The organism is Bacillus sp. MMSF_3353, assembly GCF_030733445.1.
Classification (GTDB): Bacteria; Bacillota; Bacilli; order Bacillales; family Bacillaceae_G; genus Bacillus_A; species Bacillus_A wiedmannii.
This window is the reverse complement of sequence record NZ_JASHJA010000001.1, coordinates 792,972-817,683: the sequence shown is the minus strand read 5'-3', so window position 1 is coordinate 817,683 and position 24,712 is coordinate 792,972. Positions and strand designations below refer to the sequence as shown.

Annotated in this window: 23 protein-coding genes; 1 reads left to right on the top strand and 22 read right to left on the bottom strand. The window is 37.3% G+C overall.

Annotation, left to right across the window (positions count from 1 at the left end; genetic code table 11):
* Position 1 precedes the first annotated feature (1 nt).
* The 5 genes from plsX to RBB48_RS04470 form a co-directional block, all read right to left on the bottom strand.
* Entirely contained in the window at positions 2–994 is a 993-nt protein-coding gene (gene plsX / locus RBB48_RS04490; protein WP_000684108.1) for a phosphate acyltransferase PlsX, read from the bottom strand.
* Positions 991–1,584, bottom strand: a complete 594-nt coding sequence (fapR, locus tag RBB48_RS04485; RefSeq protein ID WP_048546022.1) for a transcription factor FapR — start codon at positions 1,582–1,584, stop codon at positions 991–993. Before fapR ends, plsX begins: the two co-directional genes overlap by 4 nt.
* Positions 1,585–1,672: 88 nt before the next feature.
* Positions 1,673–3,721, bottom strand: coding sequence for an ATP-dependent DNA helicase RecG (gene recG / locus RBB48_RS04480; protein ID WP_097889670.1), 2,049 nt, complete (start codon positions 3,719–3,721; stop codon positions 1,673–1,675).
* A 283-nt stretch (positions 3,722–4,004) separates the two neighbouring features.
* Positions 4,005–5,681, bottom strand: coding sequence for a DAK2 domain-containing protein (locus RBB48_RS04475; protein WP_000027123.1), 1,677 nt, complete (start codon positions 5,679–5,681; stop codon positions 4,005–4,007).
* 22 nt (positions 5,682–5,703) lie between these two features.
* A complete protein-coding gene (locus tag RBB48_RS04470) occupies positions 5,704–6,066 on the bottom strand; it encodes an Asp23/Gls24 family envelope stress response protein (protein ID WP_000021109.1) in 363 nt (120 codons plus the stop codon).
* Positions 6,067–6,441: 375 nt separating this feature from the next.
* Here RBB48_RS04470 and rpmB point away from each other — a divergent pair, with 375 nt between their 5' ends.
* Positions 6,442–6,630 (top strand): 50S ribosomal protein L28, encoded by a 189-nt coding sequence (rpmB, locus tag RBB48_RS04465; protein ID WP_000124776.1) that lies wholly within the window; start codon positions 6,442–6,444, stop codon positions 6,628–6,630.
* 73 nt (positions 6,631–6,703) lie between these two features.
* Here the strand turns inward: rpmB and spoVM are convergent, their stop codons facing one another.
* The 17 genes from spoVM to RBB48_RS04380 form a co-directional block, all read right to left on the bottom strand.
* Complete coding sequence (gene spoVM, locus RBB48_RS04460) at positions 6,704–6,784, bottom strand: stage V sporulation protein SpoVM (protein ID WP_001213599.1); 81 nt, start codon at positions 6,782–6,784, stop codon at positions 6,704–6,706.
* A 66-nt stretch (positions 6,785–6,850) separates the two neighbouring features.
* Entirely contained in the window at positions 6,851–7,531 is a 681-nt protein-coding gene (locus tag RBB48_RS04455) for a thiamine diphosphokinase (protein ID WP_060488423.1), read from the bottom strand.
* Positions 7,532–7,630: 99 nt separating this feature from the next.
* Positions 7,631–8,275, bottom strand: coding sequence for a ribulose-phosphate 3-epimerase (gene rpe / locus RBB48_RS04450; protein WP_097889669.1), 645 nt, complete (start codon positions 8,273–8,275; stop codon positions 7,631–7,633).
* Positions 8,276–8,277: 2 nt separating this feature from the next.
* Complete coding sequence (rsgA, locus tag RBB48_RS04445; protein WP_001113945.1) at positions 8,278–9,159, bottom strand: ribosome small subunit-dependent GTPase A; 882 nt, start codon at positions 9,157–9,159, stop codon at positions 8,278–8,280.
* 268 nt (positions 9,160–9,427) lie between these two features.
* Complete coding sequence (gene prkC, locus RBB48_RS04440) at positions 9,428–11,401, bottom strand: serine/threonine protein kinase PrkC (RefSeq protein ID WP_088064291.1); 1,974 nt, start codon at positions 11,399–11,401, stop codon at positions 9,428–9,430.
* A gap of 7 nt (positions 11,402–11,408) precedes the next feature.
* Positions 11,409–12,161: a Stp1/IreP family PP2C-type Ser/Thr phosphatase gene (locus RBB48_RS04435; protein WP_000648694.1), complete on the bottom strand. Its 753-nt coding sequence runs from the start codon at positions 12,159–12,161 to the stop codon at positions 11,409–11,411.
* 4 nt (positions 12,162–12,165) lie between these two features.
* The gene (rlmN, locus tag RBB48_RS04430) at positions 12,166–13,254 is read right to left on the bottom strand and encodes a dual-specificity RNA methyltransferase RlmN (RefSeq protein WP_000450539.1); all 1,089 of its coding nucleotides are present in this window, start codon (positions 13,252–13,254) and stop codon (positions 12,166–12,168) included.
* A gap of 4 nt (positions 13,255–13,258) precedes the next feature.
* Positions 13,259–14,593, bottom strand: coding sequence for a 16S rRNA (cytosine(967)-C(5))-methyltransferase RsmB (gene rsmB, locus RBB48_RS04425; RefSeq protein WP_001249653.1), 1,335 nt, complete (start codon positions 14,591–14,593; stop codon positions 13,259–13,261).
* Entirely contained in the window at positions 14,590–15,534 is a 945-nt protein-coding gene (gene fmt, locus RBB48_RS04420; protein ID WP_000598793.1) for a methionyl-tRNA formyltransferase, read from the bottom strand. The genes rsmB and fmt overlap by 4 nt, the downstream gene beginning before the upstream one ends.
* Before the next feature lie 23 nt (positions 15,535–15,557).
* Entirely contained in the window at positions 15,558–16,028 is a 471-nt protein-coding gene (def, locus tag RBB48_RS04415; protein WP_000279468.1) for a peptide deformylase, read from the bottom strand.
* Positions 16,029–16,039: 11 nt separating this feature from the next.
* Positions 16,040–18,445, bottom strand: a complete 2,406-nt coding sequence (priA, locus tag RBB48_RS04410; protein ID WP_088064293.1) for a primosomal protein N' — start codon at positions 18,443–18,445, stop codon at positions 16,040–16,042.
* The gene (gene coaBC / locus RBB48_RS04405) at positions 18,442–19,647 is read right to left on the bottom strand and encodes a bifunctional phosphopantothenoylcysteine decarboxylase/phosphopantothenate--cysteine ligase CoaBC (protein WP_097889667.1); all 1,206 of its coding nucleotides are present in this window, start codon (positions 19,645–19,647) and stop codon (positions 18,442–18,444) included. Before coaBC ends, priA begins: the two co-directional genes overlap by 4 nt.
* Before the next feature lie 172 nt (positions 19,648–19,819).
* Positions 19,820–20,032, bottom strand: coding sequence for a DNA-directed RNA polymerase subunit omega (rpoZ, locus tag RBB48_RS04400; RefSeq protein WP_000933965.1), 213 nt, complete (start codon positions 20,030–20,032; stop codon positions 19,820–19,822).
* A 2-nt stretch (positions 20,033–20,034) separates the two neighbouring features.
* Entirely contained in the window at positions 20,035–20,652 is a 618-nt protein-coding gene (gmk, locus tag RBB48_RS04395) for a guanylate kinase (protein WP_001257740.1), read from the bottom strand.
* A 13-nt stretch (positions 20,653–20,665) separates the two neighbouring features.
* Complete coding sequence (remA, locus tag RBB48_RS04390; RefSeq protein ID WP_001251456.1) at positions 20,666–20,929, bottom strand: extracellular matrix/biofilm regulator RemA; 264 nt, start codon at positions 20,927–20,929, stop codon at positions 20,666–20,668.
* A 67-nt stretch (positions 20,930–20,996) separates the two neighbouring features.
* A complete protein-coding gene (locus RBB48_RS04385; protein ID WP_306007428.1) occupies positions 20,997–21,872 on the bottom strand; it encodes a YicC/YloC family endoribonuclease in 876 nt (291 codons plus the stop codon).
* A 99-nt stretch (positions 21,873–21,971) separates the two neighbouring features.
* Positions 21,972–24,695, bottom strand: a complete 2,724-nt coding sequence (locus RBB48_RS04380; protein WP_097889666.1) for a calcium-translocating P-type ATPase, SERCA-type — start codon at positions 24,693–24,695, stop codon at positions 21,972–21,974.
* Between the last annotated feature and the right edge of the window lie 17 nt (positions 24,696–24,712).

Here is a 24,712-nt window from a genome sequence, read left to right as displayed (position 1 = left end):
CTTATTGGAGTGGCTCTTTCTCCATTACGCTTGAAATAGTAGGAATAACTTCTTTCGCTACCATTTCTCTCGTTTGACGAATCGCACTAAATATTGATTGGTCATTGGAAGAACCGTGAGCCTTAATGACTGGAGCTTTCAATCCAAATAATGCCGCTCCTCCATACTCCGAATAATCCATTTTATCTTTTAATACCATAAGTTTTGGCTTTAATACCGCTGCTGCTAATTTGCTCGTAAACGAACTCATTAACTGCTCTTTTAACATAGAAAATAACGCAAGTGCTGTTCCTTCTAATGATTTTAGCGCTACATTCCCTGTAAAACCATCACATACAACAACATCTGCTACACCTTGCAATAAATCTCTTGATTCAACGTTCCCAACGAAATTAATTGGGGCATCCTTAAGCATTGCAAAGACTTGTTTTGAAAGCTCGTTCCCTTTGCCATCCTCTGTTCCAACGTTCAAAAGTCCAACGCGAGGATTTTTAATTCCTCTTACTTTCTCAGCGTATACAGATCCCATTACTGCATATTGATATAAATGAATTGGTTTTGCATCAACGTTCGCTCCAACATCTAACATAACAAAACCTTCTCCATCAACCGTCGGCATTGTAGGGGATAAAGCTGGTCGCTCAATTCCTTCCATACGACCTACAACGAACAATCCAGCCGCCATTAAAGCTCCTGTACTACCAGCTGATATACAAGCATCCGCTACGCCGTCTTTCACTTGCTGCGCTGCTAGTACCATTGAGGCTTGTTTTTTTCGACGAACGGCTCTTACTGGTTCATCTGTCGATTCTATTTTTTCATCTGTATGAAGTATAGTAATTCGTTCTTCACTCGTTAAGTATTGACGAATTTCCTCTTCTTTCCCTACTAACGTAATATGTAAATCAGAATATTCCTTAATAGCTTTCATTGCTCCTAATACGACAGCCTTTGGAGCATGATCGCCGCCCATTGCATCTATTGCGATTTTCATAAGTTGTTACCTTCCTCACTATAATTACTAGATCGATACATTTCAAAAGTGCCTGTAAAAACAAGTTCTTCTCCAACAAAGCTACGCACTTTGACAACGGTCCGTCCTTTATCATTCTCTACATCTTCAACGCGCGCTTTTGCAACAACACGCTCTCCTAATTTTACAGGACGAATGTATCGAATGGTAGACTTTGCAGTTAAAGCTAATTCTTCATCAATAACCGCAACAGCTAGTGAGTTTGCTTGTGCAAACAAATGATGCCCACGGGCAATCTGATTTCTTTTAAATACGTGTTCTACCTTCACTTCAAAGATAGAAATCGCATGTCTATCTAATTCTATATCGATAATTTCTCCGACAACCTCTTCTAACGGTAAAGATTTCACATCTTCTTCATGTTGCTTTGTAGCTACATGTTTAATTCTTTCTCTTAATTCAGGAATAGATAATTCCATACGGTCAAGACGTACGGTTTGTATACTCACTTGAAATTTTTCTGCTAAATCTTCATCCGTAATAAAAGGATTCGTTTCTATTGTTTGTTGTAATAATTGTTGTCTTTCTTTTTTACTTCTTCTTTTTTTCATACCGCACCATCCATTTTTATGACTAGGTACTAACAGTAGTATATAATCATTAAAAGTAGAATGCAACAAAAACTTTCGTTGCCTCCCTTTAATCGAGCTTCTCTCCTTGGAACACACCTGTCCCGTCAAGATAAGTACGCAGCGAAGCATACTGATCATTATGCCAAAACGCTTCTGATTCTACTAGTAACGCCGCATCTTGTCTAGCTGTTTCTAACGCTCGATAATCATGTACCATATCAGCAACCTTGAATTCTGGTAAACCACTTTGCTTACTTCCAAAGAAATCTCCAGGACCTCTTAACTCTAAATCTTTTTCTGACAATACAAATCCATCATTCGTTTCGGTCATAATACGCATTCGCTCTTTTCCCGTTTCCGATTTTGGATCCGCGATTAATAAACAATATGATTGTTCACTACCACGCCCAACACGTCCCCTGAGCTGATGGAGCTGCGATAAACCGAAACGCTCTGCATCATAAATAACCATTACAGTCGCATTCGGTACGTTCACACCTACTTCAACAACTGTTGTCGACACAAGAATTTGCACTTTATTTTCACTAAATTGTCCCATTATGTCTTCTTTTTCTTGAGATGAGAGTCTGCCATGCATTAATCCGACTTGACATTTCCCTTGATAATGATGAGTCAGCATACTATGTAAGTCAATCGCATTTTGTACATCAAGTTTCTCAGATTCTTCAATAAGGGGACAAATAACATATGCTTGTCTTCCTTTTTTTATCTCCTTCTCCACAAAACCGAGAACTCGATCTAACATATCATGTTTTGCCCAGTATGTTTCAATTACCTTTCTACCAGCTGGCATCTCATCGATTATAGAAACATCCATCTCTCCAAATGCAGTAATTGCTAACGTACGCGGAATTGGCGTCGCCGTCATAAATAAAACATCCGGACTTTCACCTTTCTCCCTTAAAACTCGTCGCTGCGCTACACCAAATCGATGTTGTTCATCAGTAATAACGAGACCTAACCTATGAAAGATAACTTCATCTTGAATTAAAGCATGTGTTCCAACAAGGATATCTATTTCTCCTTGTTCTAATTTTGCCAAAATCTCTCGACGCCTTACACCTTTAACAGAACTGGTTAACAATTCAACATTCATACCAAAGTGCGAGAACGTCTCTGCAAGCGATTGATAATGTTGCTCTGCTAAAATTTCTGTAGGAACCATTAAAGCACCTTGATAATGTGCTAACTTCGCTGCATAAAGGCCAATCGCTGCAACGACTGTTTTCCCAGAACCTACATCACCTTGCAACAGACGATTCATCCGATAAGGAGATGTCATATCTTTCATAATTTCATCTACTACCCGACGCTGTGCACCAGTTAATGGAAACGGAAGTGCATCAATAAACTCTTGCAATTCTGCTGAAGGAATTTCTTTTTTCGTCCCTTTCGAATTTTCCCTCTCCATTTTCCGTAATGTTTGCATTTTTAGCTGAAATAAGAAAAACTCCTCATATACAAAACGGCGACGTGCTTGTTTTAAATCTTCCTGTCCTGCTGGAAAATGCAACGCCCGAAGCGCTTCATAACGCGGCAATAATTTATATCGACTTAGCAATCCATCAGGTAACACTTCAACTATAGATTCTCCATACTCCTTGAACGCTTGGGCAATAAAACGGCGCATCTGTTTTACTGTAAGTTTCCCTTTCACTGAGTATACAGGCTCTACTTCTTGTTGACGTACAACTGGTCCAAAATGAAGCTCTGATACCGCAATAGTTTGACGGTGCTGATCCCATTTACCAGTAATCGTTACTGTTTCATTTAAATTTAACTTCTGCTTATAGTACGGCCTATTAAAGCATACAGCTGTAATTAAATAACGACCGACGAGGACACGAACCGTAAGACGCGACTTCTTCTTCCCATAATATTGCAGTAAAGGAGCACTATGAACCTTTCCCTCAACTGTTACACGTTCATCGTGCTTTACTTCAGCAAGATCTTTCATCGCATAATCTTCATAACGGTACGGAAAATGTTCTAATAGATGAGAAACTGTATAAATCCCCATCTCGTGTAGTAATTCAGATGTTTCTCCTCCGATTCCCTTTACATCCGTAACAGGAACTTGTACAACTTCATTCAAGATTCTCACGCTCCGTCACATTATTTTCTTTGATTCATTCATACTATTGACATCTGTAATCGCTCTCTTTCACCCTATATATTCTATCATAGGCATTCTTAGAGAAACTACTCAAATCCCTCATAAACAATACGAAAGAAAAGAGCCTCACTATTAGCAGCAAGGCTCTTTTTTATCTTCAATATGCTAGCCTTTTGAATAAAAACTAGTAATAAACTTCATATTACTACTTCTTACCCATTAGCAAGTAAGTAATCCATTTATTTTCAAAACGAATTTCTTCTTATTCTACAGAGAAGATGAACGAATACACCGGTTGGTTTCCAGCATGTACTTCTACTTCTGCATCTTCAAAATTCTCTTCTACAAATGCAACTAACTCAGCTACTTCTTCGTCAGTTGCATCTTCACCTTGTAGAATCGTTACAATTTCAGAATCTTCATCAATAAGTGCTTCTAGTAATTGCTTTGCAGCTCCTACTTTTGCAGCATTTGTTGATACAATTTTTCCATCTGCAATACACATGAAATCATCTTTTTGAATCGCTACACCATCAATTTCCGTATCACGTACAGCATACGTAATTTGACCGGTTTTCACATGAGATAAAGCTTCTTTCATGTTTTCTTCGTTCTCTTCTAACGTTCCAACTGGATTAAATGCTAACATTGCAGCCATACCTTGAGGAACTGTTTTTGAACGAATTACAATCACTTCTTGATCCACAACTGACGCTGCTTGTTCTGCTGCCATCACGATATTTCCGTTGTTCGGTAAAATAATGATTTTTTCAGCATTCGCTTCTTCAATCGCCTTCACAATATCCTCCGTACTTGGATTCATCGTTTGGCCACCTTCGATAACTTTCGTCGCGCCAATGCTCTCAAATAAAGTTTTGATACCAGATCCCATAGCAACAGTTACGATACCGTACGGTTGTTTCTCTTTAGACTGGCTAGTTGGCTCAGGCATCATAGTAGGCTCATCTAATAAAGCAGTATGCTGTTCACGCATATTTTCTACTTTAATCTTAATTAAACTACCATAGCGTTGTCCATAATTCATAGGATCTCCAGGATGTTCCGCATGAATATGAACCTTAACAACCTCATCATCTGATACAACAAGTAGTGAATCTCCGTACACACTAATATCTTCACGGAATTTTTGTTCAGAGAAATTATGTTCTTTCATTTTTTCAGGCTCTAATTTCACCATGAATTCCGTACAATATCCATACTTAATATCTTCTGTACTCAATTGGCTTTGTACACTACGGTGATGTTCTGCGCGTACCATGTCATTCATAGATGGTTGGGCAGACACATTAGAAGAAATCGTTTCTCCTTTTAAGTCAGCTAAAAATCCTTCGTATACAACAACAAGACCTTTACCACCGCTATCTACAACGCCAACTTGTTTTAATACAGGTAATAAATCCGGCGTACGATTTAACGATGCATTCGCTTCTTTCACAACGTCTTCCATAAACAAAACAAAGTCGCGCTGTTTTTTCGCAACTGTCACTGCATATTTACCCGTTTCTCTTGCAACCGTTAAAATCGTTCCTTCAATCGGTTTCATAACCGCTTTGTAAGCCGCTTCTACCCCAGCATCTAAAGCTGCAGCAAAATCAACTGTTGTTAATTCTTCTTTTTGTTCAATGGATTTAGAGAAACCACGGAACAACTGAGATAAAATAACTCCAGAGTTACCACGTGCTCCCATTAATAATCCTTTGGCTAAACTTACGCCGACTTTACCAGCATGCTGTGAAGGATTTGCTTTCACTTCACGTGCGCCTGAAGTCATTGATAAGTTCATGTTTGTACCGGTATCGCCATCTGGAACCGGAAATACGTTTAATGCATCAACAAGCTGAACATTATTTGTTAAATTATTCGCTCCTTGCATGATCATTTGTGATAAACGTTTCCCATCAATTTTTTGAATTGACACAGATTTTCCTCCTTAATGCACATTACAAGTTTATTACTTTAACTCCTTGTACGTAGATGTTTACAGAATCTACTGCTAGTCCTACAGTTTGATCTAATGTATATTTCACTTTCGTCTGCACGTTATGTGCTACTTCTGAAATTTTCGTACCATAGCTCACAATAATATACATATCAATATGTACTTCATCTTCATCTTTACGAACAATAACACCTCTAGTGAAGTTTTCTTTTCGTAAAATGTCTGTTAAACCATCTTTTAACTGATTTTTTGATGCCATACCTACGATACCGTAGCAATCTACTGCGGCACCTCCAGCAATTGTTGCAATTACATCTGTACTAATATCAATTTGACCATACTTCGTTTTAATTTCAATTGACATCTCGTTTCCCCCTTCATAAATGGTGAAAGTGAGCTAGACTACTTTAGTTACTATCATATAATCTTTTTAAAGAAAATTCCATCGTTCTTTCTTTTCACTCTCATATTTTATGTTTTAAATCACATTTTTTATGATGAGCAAAATAGTCCATTGTTATTATACAACATGTACCACTATAATATGTCAAGCAATTTTTCTTGATTTCAACTTTTCATCATCGACATATGGTGTCAAGTAATTTTTCTTGATTTCTTTTTTCTACGGTGTTGCATTCTCTTTTTAGTTGTGTTAAATTATAGTAGTGTTTTTAGCATCGCAAAAAAGACTAACATTGAAAAATTACGTATGGTAAGGTATCAAGGGAGGGAAATATAAATGGCTCGTGTTTGTGCTATCACTGGAAGAAAAGCTCGTTCTGGTAACTCTCGTTCTCACGCAATGAACGCTACAAAACGTAAATGGGGCGCTAACCTTCAAAAAGTTCGCGTACGCATCGACGGAAAAGTTCAACGTGTTTACGTTTCTGCTAGAGCATTAAAATCTGGCAAAATCGAACGTGTTTAATAATAAAAAAAAGAGCCGCTAGGCTCTTTTTTTACTATGACATTGGAAAAAGCACCGGTAATAGGTGCTTTTTTTAATCTTTTTTGAAGGTATTTAACATGGCACGAACAATTCCACCAAGAAATTTAGGTAACTTAATTGTATAAAATCTCATGGTTTCCCTCCTAATCCCCATTACTCCACTTGTTCACTATATGATGTAAGGAGCAAAATTGTTTCTTTAATCAGTGCTTCTTATCACCATTAATATGCCAGAAGTAAATGAAAAAGTACCTTTTTCCTCAACGAGTTCATTACTAATACAAAGTGTTGATCCCCATTCTATTGTTTTATTAGTTAGAGGATACTTAAAACCAAGTAATGTAATCCCTTCTACTATTTCAGTAACCGGCACAAAAGATACATAAGGGAAATTTTTATTTTCTTCAATTATATGTGTACCCACTTTTTTCACGCTTATTTCATTTTTATTGTCTACAATACACATTTCTATCCCTACTTCTAACCCTCTTAAAAGCATCTGTATATTTGCTAAACCGTGATCCAGCCTTCCACCGGTGGCACCAAAAATACGAATCAATGTCGGATTTTGTTCTAACGCCCAGTTAATCGCAATTTCTAAATCTGTTTGATCTTTTTCACGAGGAACAATATGTAAGTCATTTGTTTGCTGGCCCATCCATACTAATTCCTCTTCAGTAACTGAATCGTAATCTCCAAATGCAACAGCTGGAGTAATCCCTCCTTTTAATAGACGATATACTCCTCTATCAACTGCCGCCCACACTACTTTCTCATTTTCATATCGAGAAAAATCTGCACAATATTCCGCAGGTCCACCCGCTAAAATATGAATAATCATGTTTCCTTCCCCTTCTATTGTAAAAAGGCAATCTGCCATTCGGTAGATTGCCTTTTTACATATTTTTTCTCTATCCTTTATAAATAGTGAAAACTTACTACACTAGCAGTTTCACTAGGATAAAGACTCGTTCATTCATTATCCACGAATGACACGAATTGCTTCACCACGGTCTTTTTGATTGTATACTGCTGATCCAGCTACAAGTACATTTGCTCCTGCTTCAGCACAAAGTCGTGCTGTTTCAGTGTTTACACCACCATCAACTTCAATTTCTACTTCTAGATTGCGCTCTTTAACCATTTCTGCCACTTGTTTAATTTTCGGTAATACAGAATGGATAAATTTCTGTCCACCAAATCCAGGGTTTACTGTCATAAGCAATACCATATCGATATCTTCTAATACATGCTCAATCGTCGAAACTGGCGTATGCGGATTTAATACAACTCCCGCTTTAATGCCATGAGACTTAATTAGCTGAATTGTACGATGCAAATGAGGGCACGCCTCTACATGAACAGTAATAATATCTGCTCCCGCTTTTGCGAAAGTCGGGATATAGTTATCAGGATTTTCAATCATTAAATGTACATCTAATGGTAAAGATGTAATTGGACGGATAGCTTCTACAATTAATGGTCCAATCGTAATATTTGGTACGAAATGTCCATCCATTACATCGACGTGAATGTAATCCGCTCCACCTTTTTCTACATCTTTAATCTCTTCCCCTAATTTTGAAAAATCTGCTGATAAGATCGATGGTGCAATTTTAATCATAACTAATACCTCGGCTTTCTCTCTCTAATTTCTTCTACGAATTGTTTGTAATTTTTATAACGATATTCTGTAATCTTCCCTTCTTCAACTGCTGTCTTCACAGCACATTTCGGTTCAGAAAGATGTGTACACCCTCTAAATTTACAGTATTGGCTCGCTTCTTTCAACTCTGGAAAACAATATGTAAGATCTTCTACCTCTATATCTATGAAATCCAGTGAACTAAAACCAGGTGTATCTGCAACTAGTCCGCTTCCAACCGCAATTAATTCCACGTGTCTTGTCGTATGTTTCCCGCGTCCTAAATGCGAGGAAATATCATTCGTTTTCAGTTCTAACTCTGGACGTAAAACGTTAAGCATAGAAGATTTCCCAACACCAGATTGCCCTGCAACGACAGAAATACACCCTTCTAAGAATGGTTTTAAAATATCAATACTTTCCGATGTATTTATAGAAGTAAATAATACATCATATCCCATCTCACGATAGTCATTTGCATAAGATTCAACAGTCTCTCTCATTTTTTCATCCACTAAATCCATCTTACTAATGCAAATAATCGGCTTAATGTTATGATATTCAATCAGCACTAAAAATCGATCTAATAGTCCCGGATTAAAATCTGGTTCTACTGCAGAGAAAACGAGAATCGCTTGATCAACATTAGCAATAGGAGGCCTAACAAGTTCATTTTTCCGATCAAATACTTCAAGCACATATCCTTCAGTTGGATTATCTGCTTGAAAGACAACTTGGTCTCCTACCAGTGGCGTAATTTTATTTTTTCTGAACACACCACGCCCACGGCATTGTGTAATCCCTTCTTCATGCTGCACATAATAAAATCCACTTAGAGCTTTTACAATTTTTCCTTCTGGCATATAATTCTCCTTTATTTTGTATAAAGTGAAGCTGTCATTAATATTAAATGGTTTAAAATTCTTTAAATACTTATTTCAAAACCCGTCATATATACAAGTTAATATATTTAATCTACCATCAAATTTAAAATATTATTTATAACAGTATCACTTTTATAGCTTTTTGAATCATATATTTTTGCCTGTTATACAGTCCACTATATGTAGACAGCATAACAGGCAAGAGTAATACATTCCATCCCCTCTAGAAAGAAAATGGAAGTCATTATTATTGAGTTGGGTATGGTACTTCTTTGTCGATAATTGTTACACCATCTCGTACAATTTTATAGTGTCCTTTTGTACCTTCTTGAATTACAAATTCTAAAGAAATAGTTGCCGACTCTGAAATTGTTCTAGTTTCAATTGGTCTATCCATTTTTTGTTGCATATCTTCTTTATAAATTTCTATTGTTTGCGGTTTTTTCTCACCAATTATAGAAGACTCATACGGAATAGAAATATTATCCACTTTCACTGTTTTCGTTACTTTCGGCTTAGGCCCCTCTGAGATGATAATCGTCACTTTATCTCCTTCTTTTAACGGCGTTCCTGGTTTTGGAGATTGCGAAATTACAAGTCCTTTATCAACAGTATCGGAATACTCTCGTTTTATATCTGGAGTTAGTTTTCTCTCATTCAAATAACCATTTACGCTATTTTCAGTCCATCCTGAAAAATCACCTGGTCTAATTTGATAAGGACCTTTACTTACCCAAATTTTCAGTTCTTGTTCCGCCTCTACTACCATTTGATCAGGCGTCGGAATTTGCTCTACGATTTCACCTTTTGGCCTATCATTTTCAATATAATTTATTGTAACTTGCTTATATTTTTCTTCTAATTCATTCCTTATACTCTCAAAATCTTTTCCTGTGAGATCACTCATCTTACTTTTCTTTTTTCCACCTGATTGATAGATAGTAATTTTAGAGTTTTCTTTCACGACTCTACCTGCCACAGGGTCTGTTTTTATCACATCACCGGTTTCAACATCATCTGTATATACAATATTAGGTTCCGTAACCTCAAAACCCTTTTCAACTAATGTATTTACTGCTGTCGTATACTTCATACCAGCCACATCAGGGACTTTTACATCTTTTGGAATAAAGAATCCCGGAATAACAGTAAGCGCTAACGTTATTCCAATTGCTAAAAGTAAAAATGTAGTAATTAAAACTTTAATCCATTTATTACTTCGTTTTTTCTTCTTATATAATTCCGTTTCTTCTTTTCTTTTCTGTTCATCCACTTTACTTCCTTTTAAAACAATTGTTTCATCAGTTACATTTTCGAATAATTGTTCTTGTTGAATAATCGGAATCGCTTTTGTCGCTTCCATATCTTCCGGTATGTAAAATGGCTGCTCATTTATCCTCTCTGGATATAGCGCAGTTTCAATATCTCGTTTCATCGCATTGGCAGATTGATATCGGTGAAACGGATCTTTCGCAGTTGCCTTTAATATAATATTTTCAACACTTTGCGGAATATTTTCATTCCATCTCTTTGGAGACGGAATTTCACTTTGTAAATGTTTTAAAGCTATAGCAACAGCAGATTCGCCTGAAAACGGTTGTCTTCCTGTTAACAACTCAAACATAACGATTCCTAGGGAATAAATATCTGATTGTTTATTTGCTATCCCGCCGCGTGCTTGTTCTGGTGATAAGTAATGTACCGAACCGAGTACCGAATTTGTATGTGTAATTGTTGTTGCACTTGTAGCTGTCGCAATTCCAAAATCTGTTACTTTTATTACTCCATCAGCTCGAATTAAAATATTGTGCGGTTTAATATCACGGTGCACAATTTCAAAATGATGGGCATGTGCCATGGCGGATGTTAACTGCTCCATAATATCAAGAGCTTCTCCTATAGGTAACATCCCTCGCTCAATTATGTATTGCTTCAATGTTTGTCCTGGTACATACTCCATTACAAGATAATATATACCATCTTCTTCTCCGACATCATACATATTCACAATATTTGGATGCGACAACGTTGTAACAGACTGCGCTTCTCGATGGAAACGTTTAATAAACTCTTCATTATTTGAATAGTCGAGTCTTAATATTTTTACCGCTACATCTCGGCCAAGTATATCATCATGAGCTAAATACACATTGGCCATTCCACCACCACCAATCATTTTCAGCAGCTTATAACGGTCATTTAAGCGTTTTCCAATCAGCACGTTGCACTCACCTACTTTCGTTTGTCGAACCCGCATAATCAATAAGAACAAGGGTGATATTATCTTCCCCGCCACGATCATTCGCCAATTGAATGAGACGTTGTCCCTTAGTTTCAAGCTGTTCATTTAACTGTAAAATTTGTTGCATATCAGCAATAGAAACTTTGTTAGATAACCCATCCGAGCAAAGAAGTAACTGATCATCTTCCTCAAGCACCAATGTTTTAACATCTAATCCGACTTTTTCTTCTGTTCCTAATGCCCTTAACAAAACATTCTTTTTCGGGTGATATTCTGCGTCTTCTTTTGAAATTTCACCATGTCTTACAAGTTCATTTACAAGTGAGTGATCTTCCGTTACAAGCGAGATTTCTCCCTCTGATACCATATAACAACGACTATCTCCTATATGACCTATTGTCACAAAGTTTGGCGTACAAATCGCTATTATAAGTGTTGTTCCCATACCATTACATTCTACATGTTGCTTAGAGTACTCATATATACGCTCATTAATAATCCCAACACTCGTATGTAACCACTCTTCTACTTTTTTTGGTTCATTCATATTATGCGTTTGCTTCCAATAATCATGAAATAATTGAATGGTCATCGAGCTAGCTACATCACCAGCTCGATGACCTCCCATTCCATCTGCTACTACCGCTAAAATATTTCCATCTAAATTGTGAAAAACTCCCGCACTATCTTCATTATGTTGACGAACTTTTCCTTTATCTGATAGAAACACGGCTTTCATCTCGTCACCTCGTCTCTTCTTTACGCTCCTTCGCACGTAACTGACCGCAGGCTGCATCAATATCATGACCTTGTTCACGGCGAATTGTTACATTCACTCCACGATCTTTTAACGTTTTTTCAAATAAGAAAATTTGTTCACGTGGCGTACGTACATAATCACGTTCAGGTACGTAGTTTACCGGAATTAAGTTTACATGACATTTTACACCTTTTAAAAGCGCAGCAAGTTCTTCAGCTTGCTCAACTTGGTCATTTTCTCCTCCAAATAAGCCATATTCAAACGTAATACGACGCCCTGTTCTATTTACATAGTATTTAACAGCTTCCATTAAGTCTGGTAGCTTATAAGCACGGTTAATCGGCATTAATTTTGAACGTAACTCTGTATTTGCAGAATGCAATGAAATCGCAAAATTAATTTGCATATCTTCTTCAGCGAACTTATAAATTTTTGGAACAATTCCACTTGTTGAAACTGTCATATGTCTTGCACCAATATGAATTCCTTTTTCATGGTTTACAATGCGTAAGAATGACATTAAGTTGTCGTAATTATCAAACGGCTCTCCAATTCCCATAACAACAAGCGAACTTACACGTTCTTCTGTTTCATCAAGTGCACGTTGCACTTCTACTACTTGCGCTACAATCTCTCCAGCCTCTAAGTTTCGTTTTAACCCACCAAGTGTAGATGCACAGAACGTACAACCAATACGGCATCCAACCTGTGTTGTTACACAAATAGAATTTCCATATTCGTGTCGCATTAACACTGTTTCAATAGAATAACCATCATATAATTGGAATAAAAATTTAATTGTTCCATCAGAAGATGTTTGTTTTACTAATGTATTTAAAGTAGTAATATCAAAGGAATTCGACAATTTATCGCGTAATCCTTTAGAAAGATTCGACATGTCGTCATAATTTTTTACACGTTTTTTATATAGCCAATCAAAGATTTGTCCTGCACGGAATTTAGGTTCTCCTTGTTCCTTTAACCAATCTTGCATTTCATGAAGTTGTAAAGAATAAATTGATGGTTTCTTCGTTTCTAGATTTTTCTTTTGTTTTCTCACAGTCGTTTCCACGATGCTACACCTTCTTCCTTAAACAAGCAATATAAAAGCCATCTGTTGCAAAATAATGCGGTAAAATTCGCACTTGACCTTCATCAATATACGGATTTAACTTTTCTGGCATGCGATCTTTTATCGTAGTATCCCATTCAAATTCAGGATGCTCTTGTAAAAATTGCTTTATTACTTGTTCATTTTCTATTTTTTCTATTGTGCACGTACTATAAACAAGGCGACCACCTTGTTTTAATAACGGTGCTATTTTTTCTAGTATTGCAAGTTGAATCGTCGATAATCTTTCACTATCGCCTTTATTTTTACCTAACTTAATATCAGGTTTACGTCTAATCACACCAAATCCAGAACATGGTGCATCTACTAATATTTTATCAAATGTTTCATTCGCAAAGTGTTCTTGCACTTTTCTAGCATCTAGTGCTTTTGTTTCGACATTTTCTAGACCAAGTCTCTCCGCTTGTTGTTTAATTAAACGTACTTTGTGTGCATGTAAATCAAGAGACATAACTTGACCTGTTCCTTTTAATCGCTCTGCAATGTGCGTTGTCTTTCCGCCCGGAGCAGCACAACTATCAAGAACTTCATCTCCCTCATTCGGTTCTAAAGCGCGTGCTACAAGCATAGAACTTTCATCTTGAATAGAAAGAAAACCTTTTTTGAACGCATCTGTATGCGCTACATTCCCTCTTTCAATTTGAATTGCATCCTCTGATAAATCGCCGCGCTTCGCTTCTATACCTTCACCAGCCAACAACTCTATTGCTTCTTCTACTGTTATTTTATCAACATTTACACGCGCTGTTGGTACCGGGGGTAACATGTTCACTTCACACATTTTCTCTGCTGTCTCTAAACCATATTCAGAAGCCCAGTCTTGCACAAGCCACATTGGATGACTTGTTGCAATTGCCAAACGTTCTATTGGATCCTTGATTTCATCTACAGAAGGTACCCCTTCTCTCTGAATCGAACGTAATACCCCGTTTACCATACCAGCAATCCCTTTATGCCCGCGACGCTTTGCAATTTCAACTGCTTCATGAATAGCCGCTCTTTCTGGCACTCGGTCTAAATAAATCATTTGATATAAAGATAAGCGAAGTAATACTCTTACCCACGCCTCAACCTTCTTTTTTAAAAAAGGCTGTAAATAATAATCTAATGTGTCACGACGTTGAATCGTTCCATATACAATTTCAGTTAACAAACCAATATCTTTTCTATCAATTGCATTTTTTTCAATTAGATTATTTAAAAGTAAGTTACTGTATGCACCACTTTTTTCTACTTGAATTAAGCCATCAAGAGCTAACTCACGAACATTTTGTCTCATGCATTTTCTCCTAACTTCGTTCCAATTTCAGGTTTTGTGCCACGTAAAAATTGCGAACAACTCATACGTTTTTTACCAGAAGGTTGCAATTCAGTGATTTTAACACCTGTCTCATTCCCTGTTGCAACAACAAATCCATCTTCTTCAAGAGCTACTATTGTACCTGGTTCAGCTTTCTCTGTAATAGAGACCTTCTCTCCCCACCATACTTTAATAACTTGTCCTGCCAAAGTCGTATAAGCGACTGGCCATGGATTCAATCCGCGAATGTGATTGTATACTTCTTCACCTGTTTTTGTCCAATCAATTTTCTCTTGCTCACGTTTTATATTATATGCAAACGTTACTTCTTCTTCGTTTTGTTTAATTGGTTCTAACTTACCTTGAATTAATAAAGGTACTGTTTTAGATAGAAGGTGTGCCCCTGCTTCACTTAACTTATCGAATAAAGAGCCTGTCGTTTCACGCTCTTCAATCTCGACTTCTACTTGTGTTAAGATATCACCAGCATCCAATTTCTCTACCATATACATAATTGTAATACCCGTTTTTTCTTTACCTTCCATAATTGCATAATGGATTGGTGCACCACCACGAAGTTCAGGTAGTAAAGACGCGTGGACGTTAATACATCCATACTTCGGTGCTTCTAAAATTTCATTTGGTACAATCTGACCGAAAGCAGCTGTTACAATTAAATCAGGCTCTAATGCCAAGACTTGTTCATATTCGTCTTTTTCACGAATTCTTAACGGTTGTAACACCGGAATACCATGTTTTTCTGCTTCAACTTTAACAGGCGTAGGTGTTAATACTTTTTTTCTACCTACCGGACGATCAGGCTGCGTCACAACACCTATTACATCATAGCCATCTTCGATAAGACGACGAAGCACCGGCACTGAAAAGTCCGGTGTTCCCATAAATACTACTTTTATCATTCAAAAACCGCTCCTTTTAATACCTATTCTAATTCGTTTTCCTCATAATATCTTGTCACTTTCGATGTAAATAACACACCGTGTAAATGATCGATTTCATGTTGAATTGCACGTGCTAAAAATCCTTCTGCTTCTAGTAAAAATACTTTACCTCGGCGATTTTGAGCACGTACTTTAATATAATCCGCACGTTCCACTTCACCATAAAGTCCCGGGAAGCTTAGACAGCCTTCGGGACCTACTTGTTCACCACGTTTTTCTAGTATCGATGGATTGATTAACTCGATTTTCCCCGTATCATCACCGATATCAACTACCGCAACTTGCAAGCTTACACCTACTTGAGGCGCAGCTAAACCGACTCCGTCCGCAATTAACATTGTTTCATGCATATCTTTCAACAATTTCACTAACTTTTTATCAAAGTTAATTACTCTTTCGCATGGTGTTTCTAACACTTCATTTGGATGCTTTACTATTTCTAAAACTGCCATATTTCCCTCCGCTACATTAACATTGTTGGATTAAAATCAATTGAGATTTGTAGCTCTTTTTGCATTTCTGCCTGATAATGTTCATTTACCATTTTGAGCACGTTCTTTAAGTTTGGTTCCCGTTTGTATTTTATCATGCATTGATAACGATATCTATCTTTTATCCTTGGAATTGCTGAAGCAACCGGTCCTAACACCATCGTTTGCTCTGTGCAGTGCGCCCGTAAATGACCGACAATTTTTTCCGTCACTTGCACTGCCTTTAATAATTCTGGATGAGATACTGTTACAAGTACAACATAGTAATAAGGTGGATATTGTCTTGTTCGTCTCATTTGCATTTCTTGATCAAAAAACACATCATATTGTTGGTTCTTTGCTAACTCTATACTATAATGTTCTGGCGTATACGTTTGAATTATAACTTCCCCTGGCAATTCATGTCTGCCTGCTCTTCCACTTACTTGCGTCAATAACTGATACGTCTTTTCACTCGCTCGAAAATCAGGCAAGTGAAGCATCGTATCTGCAGTTAAAACCCCGACAAGCGTTACTTTAGGAAAATCTAATCCTTTCGCAATCATTTGTGTTCCAAGTAGTATATCTGCTTTTTCTTCCCCGAACGCCTTTAATAATTTTTCATGCATTCCTTTGCGACTTGTCGTATCTACATCCATTCGAATAACTCGTGCCTCTGGAAATAGTTTTGTAATTTCTTCTTCTACCTTTTGTGTACCTGTACCAAAGAAACGAATATATGTACTTTGACAAGCAGGACACGCAGTCGGCATATTCTCTTCGTGACTGCAGTAATGACATTTTAAACGATGGTTCATTTTATGATATGTCAGCGAGATATCACAATGCGGACATTGTACAACATACCCACAATCACGGCACATAACAAATGTAGAATGACCTCTTCTATTTAAAAAGAGCACCATCTGTTCTTTCTTTTCTAATCGATCTGCTATTTTTTCATGCAATGCCTTCGAAAACATGGAACGATTCCCGTCACGAAGTTCCTCACGCATATCAACAATCTCTACTGTTGGTAACGCTTGTTTATTCATACGTTTTTCCATCGTTAGTAATTCATACACACCTTTTTTCGCTCTTGCAAACGATTCAAGTGTCGGTGTTGCACTACCAAGAACGATAGGACATTTATGATATTGCCCCCTCCAGACAGCTACATCCCTTGCATGATACCTCGGATTATCTTCTTGCTTATAGCTCGATTCATGCTCCTCATCAATAATAATAATCCCTAAATTTTCAAAAGGAGCAAATACAGCTGAACGTGCACCAACTACAACTTTCACTTCTTTTCTTAAAATCTTACGCCATTCATCATATTTTTCTCCAACAGACAGCGCACTATGAAGAACCGCAACTTGCGAGCCAAATCTGCCTTTAAAACGATCTACCATTTGAGGCGTTAGTGCAATTTCAGGAACAAGTACAATAGCTTCTTTCCCTTTCGCGAGCACTGCTGCTATAGATTGTAAATATACTTCTGTTTTTCCGCTTCCTGTAACACCATATAGTAAAAATGGATTGTAAGTTTCATTTGTAATTGATGATAAAATCGGTGCAATAACTTGCTTTTGTTCCTCCGTAAGTGGGAATGGTTTCGTTTGTTCAAAATCATCATCGTCATACGGATTTCGGTACACTTCCACATACTTTTCTGAAATTAGCCCCTTTTTAACAAGTGCTTTAATCGGAGCGTCTGTTATTTGCAACTCTTCTGTTATCACTTTCAACGGCACACTTTTATAATTTTCCACAAAATAATAGAGTACATCTTGTTGTTTTTTACTTTTCAGTTCAAATGCTGCTAATTCCAATTTATCTTCTGACAACTCCGGTTGAACGACTCTTTGTTTCTTCTTTTGCACTTTATCTTTTACCTGATAAACAACTTCAATCGTGCCATTTTTAATTTCTTGTTGAATCGTGCGGTATAGATGCGGCTGCGTCTCAATAGCTTCCCAATCTATCGCTTCTTTGTCCTGAAATAAAAACAGTAGTTCAGGTGCTACTACTTCTTGTTTACGAAGTTGTAGACGCTTTTTATACGTAGCTTTTATCGCCGTTGGAAGCATGACTTGAAAGGCTGAAATCATATAACATAACGTTTCGCTTGTAAGCCAATATCCAAGCTTTAATAATTCCTCGTTTAAAACTGGTGTTACATCTAATATTTCATGGATTGTCTTTAGCTTCTTACTTTCTACTTCAGCCGAATCTTTGATCCCAATAATAAAGCCTTGCAATTTCCTTGGGCCAAATGGAACTACTACACGCATGCCTGTCTGGACAATATCTTCCCACTTTTTAGGGATAATATAATCAAATGGTCGATCTGTCTGACGTGCAGGTACATCAACAATTACACTTGCAAATTTCATAGACGATCATCTTCTAACATCATTTCAATTTGCTTTAATATTTCACGAGCAACCTCTTTCTTCGTTAAAAGTGGTAACTCGATGACTTCTCCATCTTTTCTATACATTGTTACAATGTTTGTATCTGTACCAAATCCAGCTCCTTGTGCCTTTACATCGTTCGCAACAATCATATTCGCATTTTTCTCACGTAATTTTTTTGTTGCGTATTCTTCTACCTTTGTCGTTTCAGCCGCAAAACCGATAAGTAACTGTTGATCCTTCATCTCACCTAACGTTTTTAAAATATCTACTGTTCTCTCGAGTTCGATTACAGCATCTCCATTTTTCTTTTTCATTTTATTATCATGAACATATTTCGGGCGATAATCTGCAACTGCTGCTGTTTTAATGACAACATCTACGTTTTGATACTGTTGCAGAACTACTTCTAACATATCTTGTGCAGATTCCACTTGTACCGTATTTACATGTAATGGTGGGTTTAATGCTGTCGGTCCCGAAACAAGTATGACATCAGCACCTAAGTTCGCTGCCACTTCCGCAATTGCATATCCCATTTTCCCAGAAGAAAAATTGGTCATAAAACGCACTGGATCAATCTTTTCACGAGTTGGGCCAGCAGTTATTAATATTTTTTTTCCTTGCAACGGTTTTTGTTCGGAAAAAGCCTCTTCTAACCGTGCAATAATTGCTTCCGGTTCTTCTAGTCTTCCCTTCGCAACATAACCACACGCTAAAAAACCTTCTCCAGGCTCAATAAATGTATATCCTAACGTTTTCAACGTCATCATATTTTTTTGTACAATTTTGTTTTCATACATATGCACATTCATAGCAGGTGCAATCCACACTGGGGCTGTAGTAGCTAACAAAGTAGTTGTAATCATATCGTCTGCAATACCACTAGCTAACTTCCCAATACAATTGGCAGTAGCAGGTGCAACAAGTACTACATCTGCCCAATCTGCTAAATCGATATGTGCAATAACAGCCGAGTCTTTCTCATCGAATGTATCTGTATATACATCATGGCGAGAAAGTGCTTGAAATGTAAGAGGCGTAACAAACTTCATTGCCGACCCACTCATCATTACTTTTACAATAGCACCAGCTTGTGTCAATTTACTAGTTAACGCAGCCGCTTTAAAGACCGCAATGCCTCCTGTTACACATAGAAGTATCTTTTTCCCTTTTAGCATATGGCTCGTCCTCTTTCTTTTTCAAACTTATAATACTGAAACAGAATTCCCAGCTCATCAGTACCAATATTTCTTCCCTATCGTAAAAAAATAACAACCTACTTGTAAATAGGTTGTTACCGTTACATAGAAAATTATAAAGTCTATGTTTTAATTTGTCGAAAAGAATGTCTTAATCGATGATTTTGCCTTCGCTTGGTACATATTTTAATACTTCTGCATCGATTTCTTCTAATGATTTACCTACACATTTATGAGAAACAGGTTGCTCGATAACACAGTTATCAGCAAGTTGCATTTCACGCGCACGTTTTGCAGCTACTGTTACAAGTGTATATTTAGAATCGATTTTTGTTAATAATGAATCAATTGATGGATTTAACATAATTATAGACCCTCCGTCATTTCTTTATAATATTTTGCTACTCTTTCGCGGCGGCAATGTTCACCAACCACAATTGCTTTAATTCTTTCACAAGCTAATTCAACTTGATCGTTTTCTACAACATAGTCGTAAGCGTCCATCATTTCGATTTCTTCTTTCGCTACCGTTAAACGATTTTCAATAACATCTTCAGTTTCTGTACCACGGCCGACAATACGGTTCTTTAGTTCAGATAAACTTGGAGGTGCTAAGAAAATAAATACACCTTCTGGGAAAGCTTTCTTAACTTGAATTGCTCCTTGCACTTCAATTTCTAAGAATACATCTTTTCCTTCTTGTAATGTTTTTTCAACATAGTCAATCGGTGTTCCGTAATAATTACCTACAAACTCAGCCCACTCAAGTAATTTTTCATTACGAATCATTTCCTCAAATTCTTCTCTCTCTTTAAAGAAATAATCCACACCATCTACTTCACCTTCACGTGGCTTACGTGTCGTTACTGAAATGGAGTACTGAAAACGTGTATCCTCATGACTAAACAGCTCTTTTCGAACCGTTCCTTTACCAACCCCAGAAGGTCCTGAAAGAACGATGAGCAATCCTCTTCTACTTCTCATAAATATGTAAAACCTACCCTTCCTCACTTAAATCTTCTTTATTATTCAAACGATGTGCAATCGTCTCTGGCTGAATTGGACTTAATACCACATGCCCATCATCCATAACAATAACCGCCCTTGTTTTTCTCCCATACGTAGCATCAAGCAAAGCATTATGTTCGCGTGCTTCCTGTACTGTTCGTTTAATAGGAGCTGACTCCGGACTTACAATAGCAATAATTCGATGAGCAGATACAATATTTCCGTATCCAATATTTAAAAACCGCATGGCCATAGTTTGCGCCTCCTAGTAAGTCTATCCGATTTCTCCACCACGTATAACTTTATATATTTTTTGAAAGCTACTCAATATTTTGTACTTGTTCACGAATTTTTTCAAGGTTATTTTTCATTTCTACAACATATTTTGAAATTGTTAAGTCATTTGCCTTAGAACCAATCGTATTAATTTCTCTATGCATCTCTTGCACGATGAAATCCATTTTCCTTCCAACAGGCTCTTCAATCTGCAGTGTTTCACGAAATTGCTCTAAATGACTTTGCAAACGAACTAACTCTTCGTGAATATCACAACGCTCTGCAAAGATTGCGACTTCTGTTAACAATCTTTGTTCATCTAGATCTTGATTATGTAATTCTTTTAAGCGATTTTCTAATCGTTCACGATATTTTTGTGTAACAATCGGTACATGCGGAATAATTGCATTTACACAATTGTGAATCTCTTGTAAACGATACGCTATATCTTTATGTAATCGTTCTCCTTCGCCATCTCTCATCGTTTTTAACATATGAGCAGCTTGGCGAACAGCCTCATATAAACCGTCCTCAAATTGTTCATTTACATTTTCTACTTCTTCAATCGCTGTTACTTCTGGCATTTCCATTAATTGCTGAAGTGTAATAGAATCTTGTAATTGAAATTTTCCTTTTATATCTTCCATAATCGATTGGTACTGCTCAAGAAGCGACCAATTCACACTTAATTTTCTTTCAACAAGCCCTTCACCCGTTATACTAATAGACACTTCAATGCGTCCACGCCGAACTTGTTCTGCAATTATTTTACGAATTTTTTCTTCAAATATCATCATTTGCTTCGGAAGTCGAATACTCATCTCTAGGAAACGGTGGTTCACCGATTTCATTTCTACTGTAATTTGAAAAGTATCATTTTCTACTTTCGATCTTCCAAATCCTGTCATACTACAAATCATTTTTATCACATCCAAGCCATGAAATAACTCAATGAAAAAGGTAATAGAGACAAGGCTCTACTACCTTCTGTAAATTATATCACATTTTCATATCATTGACTATTTCAAGTTTAATCCCTTCTTATATAATACTGGCTTTTCCTTCTTCCCCTTTTTCCCTGTTAATAAAGAACCTACTAACAAGAAGGTCGGAATTGATGACAAACCTCCAATTAACAACCAATCTCTCGCTTGTATTGGCATTGTACTAAAGATCGGTTGTAGCGGTGGGTAATATATAACCACTAACATTAACAGTAAAGAAATAATAACCGCTCCTACTAAATACACGTTCCCAAACGGATTACGGTGGAAGATAGAATGTTCACTCCGGCAATCAAATACATGAATAAGTTGTGCAAGTACCAACGTCGCAAACGCCACAGTTTGTGCATATTTCAGTTCATTTGGATGTTGATTATATGCAATAATAAACGCCACTAACGTCACTGCTCCAATTAGAAAGCCACGGCTTATAATTTTCCAGGCAAGCCCTCTAGCAAATACCCCTTCTTTCGGATGACGCGGCGTTCTCTTCATAACGTCTCCTTCCGCCTTATCCAATCCTAATGCCATCGCCGGTAATCCGTCAGTCACTAAGTTCACCCATAAAATTTGAATGGGAACCATCGGCAGCGGTAATGCAAGTAACATTGCAAATAACATGACTAAAATTTCTCCTACGTTCGATGCTAATAAATAACGAATAAACTTACGTATATTCTCGTATATATTTCTACCTTCTTTAATTGCTGATTTAATCGTAGCAAAATTATCATCTAGCAAAACAAGAGAAGAAGCTTCTTTCGCAACATCTGTCCCTGTAATTCCCATCGCTATCCCAATATCCGCTGTTTTTATAGCCGGAGCATCGTTTACTCCATCACCTGTCATCGCTACTATATGCCCTTTATTTTGCAACGCCTTAACAATCTTCAATTTATGTTCAGGTGATACTCGAGCAAATACATACGTATCTTCTACAACACTTTCTAGTTCCTCTACATCCATATTCGCGAGTTCTACTCCTTCAACAACACGTCCACCAGGTGGTAAAACCCCTAATTGTTCCGCAATTGCCATTGCTGTCACTTTATGATCTCCTGTAATCATCACTGTTCGAATACCAGCTTCTCTGCACTCTTTTACAGCCTGTTCTACCTCTGGTCTTGGCGGATCAATCATTCCCTGTATCCCGACCAACATAAAATCTTTTTCAACGTCTCTTTCATGTTCAATAGAATCTGTTACTTTTAATGGCTTAAATGCAACTGCAATTGTTCGGAGCGCTTGACTACCTAAACTATGAATAGCCGCCTGTACTTCTTTTCTATACAACTCACTTAACGGTTGTTGCTTATCCCCCCATAAAATCGTTTGACTCATTTGCAGGAGGACATCTGGTGCTCCCTTCGTAACAAGAAACTTTTTCCCCTCTCTATCTCGCACAATAACACTCATCATTTTTCGAGTTGAATCGAATGGAAATTCACGAATAATTTCAAATTTCCCTTTCAGTGCCTCACGTGTTATCCCCGCTTTCATTGCTGCAGCTACAAGTGCTCCCTCAGTTGGATCTCCATCTAATACATACGCCTTTTTCTTTTGAATAATATTTGCGTTATTACAAAGTGAACCAAATGTTAGTAGTTGATACAGTGCTTTTGTTTTAGCTGGATCGCATTCTTTTTCACCTTTCAAAAAAGAGCCATTAGGTTCATATCCTTGACCCGTAACTTTCCATAATTCCCCACCTGACCACATATGTGTTACCATCATTTTGTTTTGCGTCATTGTTCCTGTTTTATCAGAGCATATAACAGAAGCGCATCCTAACGTTTCTACCGCTGGTAACTTCCTTACAATTGCTCTCTTTTTAATCATACGCTGTACACCAAGCGATAAAGCTACTGTAACAATTGCTGGTAATCCTTCAGGAATAGCAGCAACAGCTAGCGACACGCCTGCTAAAAACATATGATACACTTCATTCCCTTGATACACACCGGCTAATACGACAAGCGCTGTCAAAATAAGAGCCACAATAATTAATATTTTCCCGAGTTGCTCTAATCTTCTTTGCAGTGGTGTTTCCATTTGCTCTGCATTTTGTAACATATTTGCAATTTGGCCCATCGCTGTATTCATACCAGTTGCTACAACGACCCCTGTTCCAGCTCCTCGTGTAATCATCGTACCCATAAAAGCCATATTTTTTTGATCACCAATTGAAACATCTTGCCCCTGCAGAGCTTCTACCTTCTTCTGCACCGGTACTGACTCTCCTGTCAAAGCTGATTCTTCGATATATAAACTTGATGCCTCAACAAGACGTACATCCGCCCCAATACGATCACCACTAGAAAATTTAATGATATCACCTAAAACAAGTGCTTTAGACGGTGCTTTTACCCAATTTCCATTCCGCATTACAGTAACTTGCGGGGCGGCTAGCTCTTTTAAAGCTTCCAGTGACTTTTCAGCCTTTCTTTCTTGAAAAAAGCCAAGAATACCATTGATAATAACAATCGCAACAATCGCAATAGCATCAATGTATTCACCTAAAAAAGCTGAAACTATTGTTGCACCAAATAAAACAAGTACCATAAAATCTTTAAACTGCGCCAAAAATACCATCAGTGCAGAAGGCCTTTTGGCTTCATCTAATTCATTTGTACCAAATTTTTTTATTCGCCCTTCTGCTTCCTTCTCTGTAAGCCCAACCTTCACATTCGTATTCGTTCTTTCTTCCACTTCGTGTGCGCGCATTCCATACCAGTTCATCCCACTATCGACCTCCT